The sequence below is a fragment of the Thiohalobacter thiocyanaticus genome, assembly GCF_003932505.1.
Lineage (GTDB): Bacteria > Pseudomonadota > Gammaproteobacteria > Thiohalobacterales > Thiohalobacteraceae > Thiohalobacter > Thiohalobacter thiocyanaticus.
Genome location: NZ_QZMU01000001.1, coordinates 1,991,097 through 2,006,488, shown reverse-complemented (window position 1 = coordinate 2,006,488; position 15,392 = coordinate 1,991,097). Strand labels below are relative to the sequence as shown.

At 64.2% G+C, this 15,392-nt stretch carries 19 protein-coding genes; 9 read left to right on the top strand and 10 right to left on the bottom strand.

Features of this window, described 5'->3' with window-relative positions; genetic code table 11:
- Positions 1–105: 105 nt before the first annotated feature.
- The 8 genes from D6C00_RS15760 to D6C00_RS09430 form a co-directional block, all read right to left on the bottom strand.
- Complete coding sequence (locus tag D6C00_RS15760; protein ID WP_206609541.1) at positions 106–624, bottom strand: VPLPA-CTERM sorting domain-containing protein; 519 nt, start codon at positions 622–624, stop codon at positions 106–108.
- A gap of 31 nt (positions 625–655) precedes the next feature.
- Positions 656–1,240 (bottom strand): hypothetical protein, encoded by a 585-nt coding sequence (locus tag D6C00_RS09460; RefSeq protein ID WP_125181497.1) that lies wholly within the window; start codon positions 1,238–1,240, stop codon positions 656–658.
- 297 nt (positions 1,241–1,537) lie between these two features.
- Positions 1,538–1,792 (bottom strand): YfhL family 4Fe-4S dicluster ferredoxin, encoded by a 255-nt coding sequence (locus D6C00_RS09455; protein ID WP_125181496.1) that lies wholly within the window; start codon positions 1,790–1,792, stop codon positions 1,538–1,540.
- 62 nt (positions 1,793–1,854) lie between these two features.
- The gene (coaD, locus tag D6C00_RS09450; protein ID WP_125181495.1) at positions 1,855–2,334 is read right to left on the bottom strand and encodes a pantetheine-phosphate adenylyltransferase; all 480 of its coding nucleotides are present in this window, start codon (positions 2,332–2,334) and stop codon (positions 1,855–1,857) included.
- A 7-nt stretch (positions 2,335–2,341) separates the two neighbouring features.
- Positions 2,342–2,956: a 16S rRNA (guanine(966)-N(2))-methyltransferase RsmD gene (gene rsmD, locus D6C00_RS09445; RefSeq protein ID WP_399361244.1), complete on the bottom strand. Its 615-nt coding sequence runs from the start codon at positions 2,954–2,956 to the stop codon at positions 2,342–2,344.
- Positions 2,957–3,224: 268 nt separating this feature from the next.
- Positions 3,225–3,857: a lamin tail domain-containing protein gene (locus tag D6C00_RS09440; protein WP_158675379.1), complete on the bottom strand. Its 633-nt coding sequence runs from the start codon at positions 3,855–3,857 to the stop codon at positions 3,225–3,227.
- Between the two features lie 151 nt (positions 3,858–4,008).
- Positions 4,009–5,313, bottom strand: coding sequence for a M16 family metallopeptidase (locus tag D6C00_RS09435; RefSeq protein ID WP_125181492.1), 1,305 nt, complete (start codon positions 5,311–5,313; stop codon positions 4,009–4,011).
- Between the two features lie 22 nt (positions 5,314–5,335).
- On the bottom strand, positions 5,336–6,730 hold the full coding sequence (locus tag D6C00_RS09430; protein WP_125181491.1) for a M16 family metallopeptidase: 1,395 nt from the start codon (positions 6,728–6,730) through the stop codon (positions 5,336–5,338).
- A 76-nt stretch (positions 6,731–6,806) separates the two neighbouring features.
- Between D6C00_RS09430 and ftsY the strand changes: the two genes are divergently transcribed.
- The 5 genes from ftsY to rpoH all read left to right on the top strand — a co-directional run bounded on the left by ftsY (position 6,807) and on the right by rpoH (position 12,220).
- Positions 6,807–7,856 carry a signal recognition particle-docking protein FtsY gene (ftsY, locus tag D6C00_RS09425; RefSeq protein WP_125181490.1) on the top strand — a complete coding sequence of 350 codons (1,050 nt, stop codon included), beginning with the start codon at positions 6,807–6,809 and terminating at the stop codon, positions 7,854–7,856.
- Positions 7,857–8,045: 189 nt separating this feature from the next.
- Entirely contained in the window at positions 8,046–8,726 is a 681-nt protein-coding gene (gene ftsE / locus D6C00_RS09420; protein ID WP_125181489.1) for a cell division ATP-binding protein FtsE, read from the top strand.
- The gene (gene ftsX, locus D6C00_RS09415; protein ID WP_241546842.1) at positions 8,723–9,769 is read left to right on the top strand and encodes a permease-like cell division protein FtsX; all 1,047 of its coding nucleotides are present in this window, start codon (positions 8,723–8,725) and stop codon (positions 9,767–9,769) included. Before ftsE ends, ftsX begins: the two co-directional genes overlap by 4 nt.
- 163 nt (positions 9,770–9,932) lie before the next feature.
- On the top strand, positions 9,933–11,246 hold the full coding sequence (locus D6C00_RS09410) for a diguanylate cyclase (RefSeq protein WP_125181488.1): 1,314 nt from the start codon (positions 9,933–9,935) through the stop codon (positions 11,244–11,246).
- A gap of 104 nt (positions 11,247–11,350) precedes the next feature.
- Complete coding sequence (gene rpoH, locus D6C00_RS09405; RefSeq protein ID WP_206609540.1) at positions 11,351–12,220, top strand: RNA polymerase sigma factor RpoH; 870 nt, start codon at positions 11,351–11,353, stop codon at positions 12,218–12,220.
- Between the two features lie 213 nt (positions 12,221–12,433).
- On the opposite strand, the gene ccoS is transcribed toward rpoH, so the two are convergent.
- Positions 12,434–12,658, bottom strand: coding sequence for a cbb3-type cytochrome oxidase assembly protein CcoS (gene ccoS / locus D6C00_RS09400; RefSeq protein ID WP_125181487.1), 225 nt, complete (start codon positions 12,656–12,658; stop codon positions 12,434–12,436).
- Between the two features lie 125 nt (positions 12,659–12,783).
- Here ccoS and D6C00_RS09395 point away from each other — a divergent pair, with 125 nt between their 5' ends.
- From D6C00_RS09395 to D6C00_RS09380, 4 genes are all read left to right on the top strand, one after another.
- Complete coding sequence (locus tag D6C00_RS09395; protein ID WP_125181486.1) at positions 12,784–13,167, top strand: DUF3775 domain-containing protein; 384 nt, start codon at positions 12,784–12,786, stop codon at positions 13,165–13,167.
- 137 nt (positions 13,168–13,304) lie between these two features.
- Positions 13,305–13,898 carry a peptide-methionine (S)-S-oxide reductase MsrA gene (gene msrA / locus D6C00_RS09390; RefSeq protein WP_125181485.1) on the top strand — a complete coding sequence of 198 codons (594 nt, stop codon included), beginning with the start codon at positions 13,305–13,307 and terminating at the stop codon, positions 13,896–13,898.
- Positions 13,899–13,926: 28 nt separating this feature from the next.
- Positions 13,927–14,334 carry a cupin domain-containing protein gene (locus D6C00_RS09385; protein WP_125181484.1) on the top strand — a complete coding sequence of 136 codons (408 nt, stop codon included), beginning with the start codon at positions 13,927–13,929 and terminating at the stop codon, positions 14,332–14,334.
- A gap of 93 nt (positions 14,335–14,427) precedes the next feature.
- Positions 14,428–15,060: a class I SAM-dependent methyltransferase gene (locus D6C00_RS09380; protein WP_125181483.1), complete on the top strand. Its 633-nt coding sequence runs from the start codon at positions 14,428–14,430 to the stop codon at positions 15,058–15,060.
- A gap of 6 nt (positions 15,061–15,066) precedes the next feature.
- On the opposite strand, the gene D6C00_RS09375 is transcribed toward D6C00_RS09380, so the two are convergent.
- Complete coding sequence (locus tag D6C00_RS09375; RefSeq protein WP_125181482.1) at positions 15,067–15,339, bottom strand: RNA recognition motif domain-containing protein; 273 nt, start codon at positions 15,337–15,339, stop codon at positions 15,067–15,069.
- Positions 15,340–15,392: the final 53 nt, after the last annotated feature.

Here is a 15,392-nt window from a genome sequence, read left to right as displayed (position 1 = left end):
GCTTCATCTCGTGGCAGGATACACCCGGCTACGATAAGACGAATGCCGCAAAAAACAAGGCGGCCGAATGGCCGCCTCGTAAAGGAGGAGCAGACTTTTCGTCGCTCAGTGCCGGCGCCGTGCGATCCCGACCAGGCCCAGCAGACCGGAGCCGAACAGCCAGACTGCGGCCGGCACTGGGACGACAGTGGTCTGGAAACTGTTTACGTCCCAGCTTCCGCCGATAGTCCCATCAAGACTGGCAAAAGTGGAAACAGTGGAATTGAATCCTGGCAGGGTTCCGGCGAGGTAGGACAAACCGACAAAGCTGCCCCCGCTGAGCGTCATGGTCCCGCCTCCGAGGGCATCATCGGCATCAGTGAAGTTATAGGAACCCACCTGAATTTCCATGTTGTTCGTTCCGGTACTGAAATCGATATCGCCATTGATATCGATAGTCGTATCATCGTAGACACCGCTTGCAGTAATGATGTCATTGACCGAAAGTCCGAAAGGGTTGGCCGGTGCAGCCGAGGCAACCGTCCCTTCAAGGGTAAACCCGATCAGAGCGGCATTGGCGCTACCAGCACCAAGCATCAGCAGCAAAACTCCAAACAGCCTTGCAGGTACGCTTCGAATATTCATGACTCTCCCCCGAAATTATTTGTTTTCTGGCTTACAGCCCCAGACTGTTACAGACCTGCTCTATCGCCCCAAAACAAGCCTGGGCTTCATCTTCCGTGACCGGCTGCGCTGTCACTCTTGCCGGTGAAACGTTCAGATTGATGTAGGTACAGGTATTCCGATTCACATCCGCTGCGGCACGATGAAACAGCGGCGAGTTATCGATAAGTTCAATTGAATTGGTCGTCTGGGTGCAGGCTGTCGCCAACCCGTCAGCAGACATTGATGCCAACTCTTCCGCGCTCCAGCAGGGGCACGGAGCCTGCACACAGGGCATGTCCGGATCGCCGTCACGCATTTTCTTGCGATAATTCGCCAGAATCTTTTCGTTGGGCATCTTGCCGCTGTTGACCGAATCCAGATCCTGCGCCTCGCAGTAGGCGACACACAGTCCATACAGGCCGGGCGTGGCACCCTGCAGCTCGTCGCAGACACCTTCATTGGCGGGCGTTTCCCCGTCCGGGGTGCTCGCGGCGGCCGGCGTGGCGATGCCGATGAGCCCGGCCACCAGCACGGCAGCGGCGGCGAACAGGACGGAACGAAGACGCTTTGCGAGCGCGCGTGATTTCTTATACATGCTGTAACCCCTCTGCACTGAGCCCCGTGGGGCGGGCCGCTTGAATTATGGTTTTGGGGCTGTTTCAAGCAGGATTGATACCATCCTGAAAAACTATATTTATAACAATGTGTTACAAATATGGTCGATGGAAGGCCTACAGGCAATTGCCAGATATTCCGACAGATGCCGATCAGAATCGGTCGCTGAAAAATCAGGGTTTTTATTTTAACTTCAATCAGATAGAAAAACCCTGGCGGAGCACGCGCAGAGTGTTAAGGATTTCGTCGGTGTTGCAGGCAGAAAGGGCCGGCCGGGTCAGGCGGATTCGCTGGTGATCTTTTCGTACTTGGCCTGGAGTTGTTCCCTGGTTTCCTCGTTGTCCGGGTCGATGATAATGCAGTCCACCGGGCAGACTTCGACGCACTGGGAGACGTCATAGTGGCCGACGCACTCGGTGCAGAGATCGGGATTGATCTCATAGATCTCCTCGCCCTGGTAGATGGCGCCGTTGGGACATTCGGGCTCGCAGACGTCGCAATTGATGCATTCATCGGTGATCAGCAGGGCCATGACCGTCTCCGTTCAGTGCTGCCGCGCCGGGCGCGGGAAGAGAATATTAGATACTCTTAATACTAACCGAGCCGCGCCTTGAGTGCAGCCACAACTTTTTCGTGGACAAAGGGCGAGATATCCCCGCCCAGCGCGGCGACCTCCCGCACCAGGCTGGAAGAGACATAGGCGTACTGCTCGGCCGGGGTCAGGAACAGGGTCTCGATCTCCGCCGCCAGATGGCGATTCATGCCGGCAAGCTGGAACTCGTACTCGAAATCCGACACCGCCCGCAGGCCGCGCAGGATCACCTGCGCGCCCTGTGCGCGCACGAACTCGACCAGCAGGCCATCGAAACTGCACACCTCGACATTGGGCAGATGCGCCAGGGCCTCGCCGGCCAGCCCGGTGCGCTGGTCCAGGTCGAAGGCCGGCTGCTTGGCCGGGCTGGCCGCGATGGCCAGGATAACCCGGTCGAACAGGCGGGCCGCCCGCTCCACCAGGTCGGTGTGGCCGTTGGTGATGGGATCGAAGGTGCCGGGGTAGACCGCTGTGACATTCATGGACGGATTATGACGCCTGCGGGGCGGTCTGCAAACCGGCGGCCAGATGATACCCCACCTCGCCTGACTGCCGGCTGCGCAGCAGGGTCCAGCCGGCCGGCAGCAACGCCTCCAGCGCCTGCGGTTTCAGGGCCTGCTCAGCTTCTATATAGATGTATGCCCCGGGCGTCAGCCAGCCCGGGCCGGCCAGCGGCGGCAGACAGCGCGCCAGCCAGTCCCGGCCGAAGGGCGGATCCAGGAACACGATGTCATAGGGCGCGGCCGGCGGCTGCGCCAGGAAGCGCAGGGCATCCGTCTGCACCAGTTCCAGCCGGTCGCCGGCCCGCAGCAGCTCGATGTTGGCATGCAGCTGCCGGGCCGCCGCGCCCGCCTTCTCCACCAGGGTGACCCGGGACGCGCCGCGCGAAGCGCCTTCCAGCCCCAGCGCACCGCTGCCGGCGAACAGGTCCAGGCAGCGGCTGCCGGCAATCACCGGCGCCAGCCAGTTGAACAGGGTCTCGCGGACCCGGTCCGGTGTGGGACGCAGACCGGGTTGGTTGACGACCTGCAGCCGCCGCCCGCGCCACTCGCCCCCGATGATCCGCAACTGGTTTCGCCCGGCCATGACTTTCCGTTCGTTGATCTACTAATGAGACCGATAGTAAGCAGCAGCCGGACATCCTGTTACGGGATACCCGACCGCTCATGAACTGCCCAGGACACGTTATCAGGCCGGCAAGGCCACGGACTTGATGCCGGAACGCCATCAACGGGTCCCTGCAGGCTTGACGGCCGCCTCCCTGCGGCCGACCCGGCATCAAGTCCGTGGCCTTGCCTGCCCCCAGTCCCCGTGCCTGGAAGCCGGAACATCATCCCGGCGCACGGAGACGGGGTCAATGCAGACGCGGCGGTCAGGTACACCGTCGCAGCCGGCTGCCCAGCAGGGCCAGACCCGAGCCCATCAGATACACCGCTGCCGGCACCGGCACGGCACTGACGGCGGTACTCCCGGGCGTGGGGGTGTCCAGCACCATGAAGTCGGCCAGGTTGCTGCCGGTCACGCTCACCCGGGCCAGGCTCTGGCCGGCGGAGACATCCGGAGCCGGATCGCCCTGACCGGCGAACACGGCGCTGGTGAAGTCGCCATAGCCCAGGGCATCGATCACCATGCCGCCATCCCACAGCTCGATGGAATCCGGCCCGTTCTGGAAGTCCACATCGGCCAGCAGGTCGGCATCGGGCACTGCCGTGCTGCCGCCGTCGTCGTCCGCGACCACGAACACACCGTCGGCGGGGATCAGGCCACTGAGCGCGACCGTCTTGTAGGTATCACCCCCGCTGCCGTTGATGCCGCGCAGCTCGTAGCCTGCGAGATCGAGTCCGGTGGAACCATACAGCTCCACGAACACCTGTCCGGCGTCGCCGCCGGAGGCATCGTAGAAGACCTCGGAGAGCAGTACCGCGGAGTGCGCCGGAGCGGCCGCGATACCGAGTAGGAACAAAGAGGCGCGCAGGGCGCGCCGATAAGATTGTCTGCCGTCCATGGCATGTCCTCCATCCTGCAAAGTGTATTTATGCTTGTCACCGGCCCCATCCATGAAGCCGGAAACACGGGATTATAGGGGCCGATTCCCCCCGGACAATGGCATTTCACCCATTAACCTGTAAGCCTGTGCCGATAATTTTTGTAAGCCACTACTCGGAGGGGCGCTCGCCCACGATCACGGTCACCATCCGCTGCGGCCGCACCCGGCGCTGGAAGGCGTCGCGGACATCGTCACGCGTCACTGCCGCGACCCGGTCGTTGAAGCGCTGGAGATAGTCCAGCGGCAGGCCATAGAAACCGATCATGGCGATGTATTCGAGGATCTCGCTGTTGCTGTCGATGCGCAGCGGAAAACCGCCGGTGATGTGCTTGCGTGCCGCCTCCATCTCGTCCTCGGTGGGCCCTTGCTCGACGAATGTGTTCAGGGTGTCCCGCAGCACCTGCAGGGCCTCGTCCACCTGTTCGTTCCGGGTCTGCAGGCCGAGGATGAAGGGCCCCGGCCTGGCCATGGGCATGAAATAGCTGTAGGCCGAATAGGACAGGCCACGCTTCTCACGCACCTCCTCGCTGATGCGCGAGACCAGCCCGCCGCCGCCCAGCACATAGTTGCCGACATACAGGGCGAAATAATCCTCGTCACCGCGGCGCATGCCGGGCTGGCCCATCAGGATGTGGCTCTGCGAGGAGGGATGATCGATGCGCTGCGTCTGCGCCGCCGTCAGGTCCTCGACCACAGGCAGTTCCGGCGCCGGCTCGCCCGCGGGCAGGTCCGCGCTCACGCTCGCTGCCAGTTGTTCGGCCCGGGCGCGGTTCAGATCACCCACGATGGCGATCACGGCATTACGCGCCACATAGTACTGACGATGGAACGCCCGCAGCTGTCCGGGCTGCAGCGCCTGCACGCTCTCGGGCGTACCTTCGCTCGGCGTGGCGTAGGGGTGGTCACCATACAGCTCGGTATGAAAGGCCCGCGAGGCCACCTCTCCGGGCTGCTGCTGCGCCTGCTGCAGGCCGACCAGGGCGCGCCGGCGTTCGCGCTCGAAAACCCCCTCGCTGAATTGCGGCGTGGCGATCACCTTGCGATAGGCCTCCACGGCCGGCTGCAGGTGCTGTTCACTGCTCAGACTGCGCAGGGCCACCCAGGCCATGTCGCGCCGCGACCCCGTCTGCAGCCGGGCGCCGACGGATTCCAGCCGTTCGGCGATGGCATCGGCATCCAGGTCGCCGGCGCCCTGATCGAGGAGGGCATTGGTCAGCCGGGCCAGGCCCGGATGGCCACCATCGCGGGCGCTGCCGGCATCGAACACCACCCGGATATCGACCATGGGCAGCTCCGGCGCCGGCACGAAATAGACCCGCGCGCCCTTGTCCGTGACCCAGTGCTGGATGGGCTCCATCGCCTGTGCAGGCAGTACCGCCCACAGCCCCAGAAGAAGAAAACAGTATTTACGCATGATTCGACCTTGTGTCGTGATCCTAGTGTCCATGACCGCCGCCCCTCTGCGCGGCCCGGGCCCGGGCACGGGCCTCGGCATCCATGGGCTGTGGGTCGAGCCGGGCAACGGTCAGGCGCTCCTCGATGAGATACTTGCGCGCCACCGCCTGCAGTTGTTCCGCGGTGACGGCCTGGATGCGCTCGACGTATTCCTCGCCCACGCGCCAGTCCAGCCCGACCGACTCGAGCATGCCGATCTTCATCGCCTGATAGAAAATGGAATCGTCCTGATACACGCGGTCGGCCACCACCTGTGCCTTGACCCGTTCCAGCTCTGCCGCGGAGACCGGTTCACTGCGCAGGCGCCGGATCTGGCCACGCAGGGCCTGCTCGACGGTGTCGATGTCCACGCCCTCGGCCGGGGTGGCGTCGAGCAGGAACAGGGTCTGCTGACGGTTATGCAGGTCATAACCGGCGCCGGCCTCGGCCACCAACTGCCTGTCACGCACCAGGACGCGGGACAGGCGCGCGCTCTGACCGCCGTCGAGGATACCGGCCAGCACCTCCAGTGCGTAGGTCTCCCACGATTCCTCGGCCGTGAGCAGTACCGGCACCTTGTACCCTAACAGAAGATAAGGGACCTCGGCCGGGGCCTGCACCTGGATCCGGCGCACCCCTTTCTGTTCGACCTCGGTACGCGGCTTGGGTGGCGCGACCTCCTCGGCCTTGAGCGGGCCGAAATGCTCCGCCGCCAGCCCGGCCACGGCATCGGGGTCGACATCGCCCACCACCACCAGGATGGCGTTGTTGGGCGCGTACCAGCGCCGATACCAGTCCTCCAGGTCGTCGATGTTCAGGCTTTCCAGATCGGTCATCCAGCCAATGACGGGATTGCGGTAGGGGCTGTTGAGAAAGGCCGTGGCATTGAATTGCTCGAAGGTCAGCGCCTCGGGCTTGTCCTCGGTACGCAGCCGGCGCTCCTCCATCACCACCCGCACCTCCTTGAGAAATTCCTCCTCCGGCAGCAGCAGGTTACGCATACGGTCGGCCTCCAGCTCCAGGGCCACCGGCAGCCGGCTCTTTTCCAGCTGCTGGAAATAGGCCGTGTAATCGCGGCTGGTGAAGGCGTTCTCGCGCCCGCCATTCTCGGCAATGATGCGCGAGAACTCGCCGGGGCCGTGCTTTTCCGTGCCCTTGAACATCATATGCTCGAGCACGTGCGAGATGCCGGTGATGCCGGCCCGCTCGTAGCTGGCGCCGATCCGGTACCATACCTGGGAGACCACCACCGGGGCGCGGTGATCCTCCTTGACGATCACGCGCATGCCGTTGTCCAGGCTGTATTCATGCACCTGGCCGGATTCGGCCCAGGCCGGCGCGGCAGCGAGCAGCGCCATGGCCAGCGCCAGTTGCCGCAAGAGGAATGCAATCTTCATAATGGACTCGCTTACCTTGGTCGTTGTCGGGTGGTAGGATAAGCCGGTCACTCCAATATGGCTAATGACAATCTCCATGGTATTTGGTTTCGGACGCAAAAAACCCGCCCAGGACGCGGACAAATCCGCACCGGAAGCCGCCGCTCCGGCGCCCGGGGCCGCGGCGGCTGACAAACCGGCCAGACCCGGCCTGTTCGCCCGCCTGCGCTCGGGTCTGGCAAAGACCCGCAACGTCCTCAACACCGACGTGCGCGATATCATCTCGGTACGCCGGCAGATCGACGACGAACTGCTGGAGGAGCTGGAGACCCAGCTGCTGGTGGCCGACGTGGGCGTGGAGGCGACCCAGACCATCATCCAGGATCTGACCCGGCGCGTGGCGCGCAAGCAGCTCACCGACGCCGACGCCCTGCTCACCGCCCTGCGCGAGGACATGGCCGCCATCCTGGAGCCGGTCAGCGTGCCGCTCGCGATCCCGCACGGCGACACCCCCTACGTGATCCTGATGGTGGGCGTGAACGGCGTGGGCAAGACCACCACCATCGGCAAGCTGGCGCGACGCCTGCAGGACGAGGGCCGCAGCGTGATGCTGGCCGCCGGCGACACCTTCCGGGCCGCCGCGGTCGAGCAGCTGCAGGTCTGGGGCGAACGCAATGCCATCCCGGTCGTCGCCCAGCAGCACGGCGCCGACAGCGCCGCGGTCATCTTCGACGCCCTGCAGTCGGCCCGCGCACGGGGGGCCGACGTACTCATCGCCGACACCGCCGGACGCCTGCACACCCAGTCCAACCTCATGGAAGAGCTGAAGAAGGTCAAGCGGGTGCTGGCCAAGCTCGACCCCGGGGCGCCGCATGAGGTGATGCTGGTGGTCGACGCCGGCACCGGCCAGAACGCATTGAACCAGGCCCAGCAGTTCCACGAGGCCGTCGGCGTGACCGGACTGACCCTCACCAAACTCGACGGCACCGCCAAGGGCGGCATCATCTTCGCCATCGCCAAGCGCCTGGGCGTGCCCATCCGCTTCATCGGCGTGGGCGAGGGCATCGAGGACCTGCGCCCGTTCGAGGCCGGGGAGTTCGTCGCCGCCCTGTTCGGGGAAGGCTCCGACGACAGCGAGGCGGCCTGAGCTGTACTCTCAGATAGAACAAAGGGCCCAGCTGACAAAATATACCGTCATTGCGAGGAGCGAAGCGACGCGGCAATCTGTCAACATGGCAGAATGGCTTCAAAAGATTGCCGCGTCGCTTCGCTCCTCGCAATGACGAGGCAGTAACAACCGGCATCGAGACCGGCGACACGGACACGATCCGATTCCATGATCCGATTCGACAACGTCAGCAAGCGCTATCCCGGCGGCTTTGATGCCCTGCGCGGCCTGTCCCTGCACGTGCCCGCCGGCCAGCTGACCTTCCTCACCGGGCACTCCGGCGCCGGCAAGAGCACCCTGCTCAAGCTGGTCTCGCTGATCGAGCGCCCGACCTCGGGCAACATTCTCATCGACGGCCAGAACCTGAACCGGGTCACGCGGCGCCAGATCCCCTTCGTACGGCGCAAGGTGGGCATCATCTTCCAGAACCACCAGCTGCTGTTCGACCGCACCGTGTTCGACAACGTCGCCCTGCCGCTGATCATCGCCGGGCACGACCACCGCGAGATCGGCCGCCGGGTGCGCGCCGCGCTCGACAAGGTCGGCCTGCTCAAGCACGAGCGGGCCTACCCCCACCCCCTGTCCGGCGGCGAGCAGCAGCGGGTCGGTATCGCCCGGGCCGTGGTCAACCGCCCGCCCCTGCTGCTGGCCGACGAACCCACCGGCAACCTGGACCCGGAGCTGTCGCGCGAGATCATGCAGCTGTTCGAGCAGTTCAACCAGGTCGGGGTGACGGTGCTGATCGCCACCCACGACATCGACCTGATCTCGCGGATGAACCACCCCATCCTGATCCTCAAGGCCGGCCGGTTGCAGGCCGCCGGCTATGCCCGCGGGGCGGCCCCGTGATCGGGCGCCGGTCCCGCAAGCGCGGGGCGGCGGTACGCCGGCCCGCACCACCGCCCCGCAACCGCAAGCCGCGCGGTGGCTGGCGCTGGCCGGCCTGGCCGCAGCTGCGCTGGCCGCGGCTGGCCAGCCCGCGTGTCTATGCCGCGCGCCACCTGCAGGTGCTGCTGGAGAGCCTGGGCCGGCTGACCCATCAACCGGCGGCCAGCCTGATGACCGCGGCAGTGATCGGCATCGCCCTGGCCCTGCCCAGCGGCCTGCTGACCCTGCTCGACAACCTGCAGCGACTGAGCCTGAGCTGGGAGGGTACCGCCAGCATATCGGTGTTCCTGAATCAGGAGCTGGAGGCCGAAGCCGGCCAGGCGCTGGCAGGGGAGCTGCGCGGCTGGCCGGAGATCGATGAGGTGCGCTACATCTCCCGCGCCGAGGCCCTGGCCGAATTCCGCGAACATTCCGGCTTCGGCGAGGTCCTCGACGCGCTGGAGACCAACCCCCTGCCCAGCGTGCTGGTGGTCGAGCCGGTGAAGAGCGATCTCACCCCGGCCGGCGCCGAGAGCCTGCTCCAGCGCCTGCAGGCCCTGGAGGGTGCCGAGCTGGCCCAGCTTGATCTGCAGTGGGTACAGCGCTTCGCCGCCCTGATGGAGATCGGCCGGCGTGGGGTGCTGGTAGTGGGCGCGCTGCTGGGCCTGGCGGTCCTGCTGATCGTGGGCAACACCATTCGTCTGGACATCCAGAACCGGCGCGAGGAGATCGAGGTCACCAAGCTGATCGGCGGCACCGACGCCTTCATCCGCCGGCCCTTCCTCTACACCGGCTTCTGGTACGGGGTCGGCGGCGCACTGCTGGCCTGGCTGCTGGTCCAGCTGGCCTTCCTGCTGCTGCGGGGTCCGGTGGCCCGGCTGGCCGGGCTGTACGACAGCAGCTTCCTGCTGCAGCCGCTGGGGTTCGTCGACAGCCTGAACCTGCTGCTGGCCGGCGCCCTGCTCGGCTGGCTCGGCTCGGGGCTGGCGGTGGGCCGGCACCTGCGCGAGATCGAGCCGAGTTAGCTTTCAGCGCATTCAGCTAAGCCCACTAAAAATAATAAAAACAGTCTGTTAACTCAATATGCAGGCAACATCACGCCTGGCGCGACCTCAATATCCCCGCCCCGCGGCCGCTATTCCCGGCATGAACCCGCTATCCGCCGGCTGACAGGGACGCAGCTCGACAATGTTCCGCAAACTGACCCGCATCCTCGTGATCGACGGCTCCGAGGTCACGCGCACCATCATTTCGCGCATCCTGGACGAGGAGATGCCGCAGGCACAGCTCACCCTGTGCGGCAGCGGCAGCGAGGCCCGGGACCGTCTGGAAGAGCAGCAGTATGATCTGATCACCACCGCGCTGCTGCTGCCGGACATGGACGGGCTGGATTTCTGCCGCCAGGTGCGCGCCCATGCCACCCATCACCACACGCCGGTGGTGGTGGTCTCGGGCGATGCCAACGAGCGCCTGCTGCAGGAAGGCTTCGCCGCCGGGGTGACCGACTATTTCGACAAGTCGCTCGGCTATCAGGCCTTCGTGGAATTCATCAAGGAGTTCACCCAGCGCAACCCCGGCCTGGTCGGGCGGGTACTCTATGTCGAGGACAGCCCCACCACCGCCCGCCATACCCTGAAGCTGCTGGAACACCACGGCCTGCAGGTCGTGCACACCACCACCGCCGAGGAGGCCATCGAACTGCTGCAGCGCACCGCGCCGGGCGGACCCGAGGCCGATGCCGGCTTCGACATCGTCATGACCGATTTCTTCCTCAAGGGCGCGATGACCGGCGGCGACCTGCTGCATGCCATCCGCTCCAAGTTCCGCTTCACCCAGCAGGAGATGCCGGTGCTGGTGCTCACCACCGCCGAGAGCCCGGAGCGTCAGGTGGAGGTGTTCCATGCCGGGGCCAACGATTTCGTGCAGAAACCCATTGTCGAGGAGATACTACTGGCACGTATCCGCTCGCTGCTGCTGATCAAGCAGCAGTTCACCGCCCTGAAGGTGCAGGCCGAGGAGATGCGCCTGCTGGCCACCACCGACAGCCTCACCGGCGTGCGCAACAAGTGCTACCTGCTGCACCAGGGCGAGCAGTTCATGGAGGACCGGCGCAACCAGCCGGTCGCCGCCCTGCTGCTGGACATCGACCACTTCAAGCGGCTCAATGACAGCCACGGCCATCTCACCGGGGACCAGGTACTGGAACAGGTCGGCCGCCTGCTCAATGAATCGGTCCGCGAGGGGACCCTGGTGGCCCGCTTCGGTGGCGAGGAATTCGCCATCCTGCTGCCCCGCTGCCGCCTGGCCGACGCCCAGGCGCGGGCCGAGGAACTGCGGGCGGGGATCGAGGCCCTCAGGCCGGTCGGCCAGGTCATCACCGTCAGCGTCGGCGTGGCCTCCACCGAAACCTGCCCCGAGGCTGACCTCACCGCCCTGCTGGATCTGGCCGACCGCGCCCTCTACGCCGCCAAGGATTCCGGACGCAACCGCGTATGCGCCTGATTTAATAAATATTTCAGGAAATCCGGAACTTTGCCTGGGAATTGGCACTCCAAGTATTCGAGTGCTAGACTCGGAATCAATACCGAAGTGGAGGAAGTCCGAATATGACCCATGCGATGGTTGCAGTACAGCCGGAACACCAGCTCACGCTCGCCAGAGGTGACCTGGCCGGCTACATCCAGCAGGTCAACAGCATCCCGATGCTCAGCGCCGAGGAGGAGCACGGGCTCGCCGTGCGCCTGCGCGAGGACGGCGATCTGGAAGCCGCCCGCCGGCTGGTGCTGTCGCACCTGCGCTTTGTCGTGCACGTGGCCCGCACCTACAGCGGTTACGGCCTGCCCCTGGGTGACCTGATCCAGGAGGGCAACATCGGCCTGATGAAGGCGGTCAAGCGCTTCGACCCGACGGTCGGCGTGCGGCTGGTTTCCTTTGCCGTGCACTGGGTCCGTGCCGAGATCCATGAATTCATCCTGCGCAACTGGCGCATCGTCAAGGTGGCCACCACCAAGGCCCAGCGCAAGCTGTTCTTCAACCTGCGCTCAAGCAAGAAACGCCTGGGCTGGTTCACCGAGAAGGAGGTCCGGGCCGTGGCCGAGGACCTGGGCGTGAAGCCGGAAGTCGTCCGCGAGATGGAGTCGCGCATGTCCGGTCAGGACGTCGGCTTCGACCTGAGCGCCGACGACAGCGACGAGGACAGTCGCAGCTTCGCACCGGCGGCCTACCTGAGCGACCCGAACATGGACCCGGCCATGCAGCTGGAAGATGCCGACTGGGATGACCACAACAACCAGGCCCTGTACCAGGCCCTGGGCGATCTGGACGAACGCAGCCGCGATATCCTGGCCCAGCGCTGGCTGGCCGACCAGAAGGCCACCCTGCATGAGCTGGCCGACCGCTACGGTGTCTCCGCCGAGCGCATCCGCCAGCTGGAAGCCAACGCGATCAAGAAGCTCAAGTCGGCCATCGCCGCCTGAGCAGGAGTGTCGCCCCCAAAACAGAAACGGCCCCGATCGGGGCCGTTTTTTTTCGTGCCTGCGCCCGGACGTCAGCCGGCCAGCAGCACCGAGAAAAAGCTCAGGTAGGCCATCACGATCAGCGCGATGACGATGACCATGGGGAAATTCTGGAAGGTAAACATGCCGCGCCTCCGCTCCAATAACCGTCAAAATATTAGCGGAATCTTATATTTAATCCCGCTTCTGCTTCAAGTCCGACGCCGCCGCCTCGTCCTCCGTCCCGGCATCCGGCGGCTTGTGCCCCGGGATGCGCGGATCATCGTCATCCATCAGGATACGGTGGGCCGGCCCCTCCAGGTCGTCGAACTGGCCGGAGCGGGAGGCCCAGATGAAGGCGCCGATGGCGATGACCAGCAGCACCAGCGCCAGGGGTATGAGCAGATACAGAATATCCATCGTCCCTATTGTAACGCCTGCGCCGGCCGCGGCCACTTGCCAATCCCCGGCGCAGTGACTAACGTCATACAGGCGGGCCCGACCGGTCCGTCGTCCTCGACAACAACACACCAACCGGGACCACCATGCTTGAAATCAACCCCGAAACCGTCTGCCGCCTGATTGAGCTGGCCCATGAGTTTCATGGCCAGGAGGCCGTGGTCATCCCCGAGGTGCCGGACAGCCCCAGTGGCGACTGGGCCGTGCAGATGCTCGCCGATCACACCGGCGACACCACCTTCCAGGAATTCAAGTCCATCATCGAGGACCTGGACCCCGACCAGCAGCAGCAGATCGTCGCCCTGCTCTGGCTCGGCCGCGGCGACTACTCGCTGGAGGAATGGGACGACGTCCTGCAGGAGGCAGCCGACCAGTGGAACGAGGCCACCGCCGAATACCTCATCGCCCATCCCCTGCTGGCCGACTTTCTCGACGAAGGCCTGCACATCCACGACCTGGAGTGCGAATAGGCCTCTGCTCAACAGAACACCTCCCTTGACAGGGGGTCAGGCGGCAAACGAAGCAGCATGATGGATGTCAATTATAGTGAGGTATATCAGAAAGCGGCGCGACTGATGGGCGGCGTCAAAACCCAGCGTCATACCAGATGAAAATATCACTCCATTCACCCCTGATCCTTCTGATGCTTTGTCTAAGCACCGCCCTGCGCGCCGAAACCGCCGTCTTTGCAGGTGGATGTTTCTGGTGCATGGAAGCCGATTTCGAAAAGGTCGAGGGTGTAAGCGAAGTCATCAGCGGCTTCACCGGCGGGACACTCAGGAACCCGACCTACAACGGCAACCATGAGGGTCATTACGAAGCGGTAAAGGTTGTCTACGATCCCGGAATCGTATCCTACCGGGACCTGCTCTACCATTTCTGGACCAACATCGATCCGTTCGATGACAGAGGCCAGTTCTGCGACAAGGGCCCCAGCTACCTGAGCGCCATCTTTGTTGCCGACGATCAGCAGAAAAAACTGGCCGAGGCATCAAGACAGAAAGTGATGGAGCGATTCCCGGACAGAAAGGTGGTCACCCCGATCCTGTCCGCATCCACTTTCCACCCGATCAAAGGTGAGGAAAGCCATCACCAGGATTTCTACAGGAAGAGCCCGCTCAGATATAAATTCTATCGATGGAATTGCGGCCGGGATCAGCGACTGGAAGAGATATGGGGAGAAACGCGCAGTCTGCAGTGAGGAATCAGGCTCTGGCTGGAGGGTAACGATGAGTCATGAAACACCCGGCGTTAAGTCCATCCGCCCGGATCAGGAGGTCATGACGAAACAGCAGTTGCCCTATTTCGTTGGCATCTCGGGCGATACCGTCGGCGCGACGGGCCTGTCCATGCATGTCGTGGTCATCCCGCCGGGCGCACGCGCTGAGCCGCACATTCACGTGGGTTACGAGACCGGCATCTACGTCCTCGAGGGCAGCGTCCGCACCCGCTGGGGTGAATCGCTCGAGCATGAGGTCGTCAGCCTGGCCGGCGATTTTCTGTTCGTGCCGCCCGGGGTCCCCCACGAGGCGGTCAATATGAGTCCGACCGAGCCGGCACGCGCCGTGGTGGCACGCAACCATCCCGCCGAGCAGGACCTGGTCGAACCCGTCAATATCACCTTGAAAGAGTACTAGCCCGGGATTCTGACCAGGGCCGGCCTCCCGCGGCACTATAGCCCTTGATATCGGTCAAGGTCATTCCACCCGGTTTCCTGCAGCGTGTCATGCATGACTGACAGAAAGTCACACTGGGAGGCCATCTACCGCGACAAGTCGCCGCTGGAGGTGAGCTGGTATCAGCAGGAGCCGGCGCTGTCGCTGGAACTGATCCGGCACAGCGGGATTGCGCATGATGCGCCGATCATCGACGTCGGCGGCGGTGCTTCGGTGCTGGTGGACCGGCTGCAGGCAGCAGGTTATACGAACCTGTCGGTGCTGGATATCTCCACTCAGGCGCTGGCCTGCGCCCGTCGGCGCCTGGGGATGGCGGCTGAGCATATCGACTGGATCGAAGCCGACATCACGGCATTCTCTCCGTCATGCAACTATGCGCTCTGGCACGACCGGGCGGTGTTTCACTTTCTCACCGGAAAAGTGGACCGGGTACGTTATGTCGAGGTGCTGCATCGGGCGCTGCCGCCGGGCGGGCAGCTCATCATCGCCGCCTTCGCCATCGGCGGACCGGAGAAATGCAGCGGCCTGGATATCATACAGTATGATGCGGACAGGCTGCTCGCCGAACTGGGGCCGGGCTTCGAACTGGTGGAGACACGCCACGAGGCGCATCTCACCCCGGCCGGCGGAGAGCAGAAATTCAGCTACTTCCGTTTCATCAAGGGTGCGCAGGATAGCGCGGCCTGACGCCGCTCAGCGCCGGCGTCCGCCCCGGCCGCCCTTCTTCTTCGGGTTCTCATCCCTTACCTTCAGGCTGTTTTCCATGAAGGTCTTGCCGTCGAGCGCGGCCATGGCGGCACGGGCCTCGTGGCCTTCCATATCGATGAAGGCGAAGCCGCGGCACTTGCCGGTGAAGATGTCACGCGGCATCTCCAGCTTGCGCACGGTGCCGAACTCCACGAACAGGTTCATGATGTCGTTTTCCGTGGCCTGGGGCGCGATGTTTCCTATAAAGAGTGTTTTCATAAGCCTCTGTCCGAATCGTCGGATCCGCCTGATCAATGCCAAGCAAAAAGGCC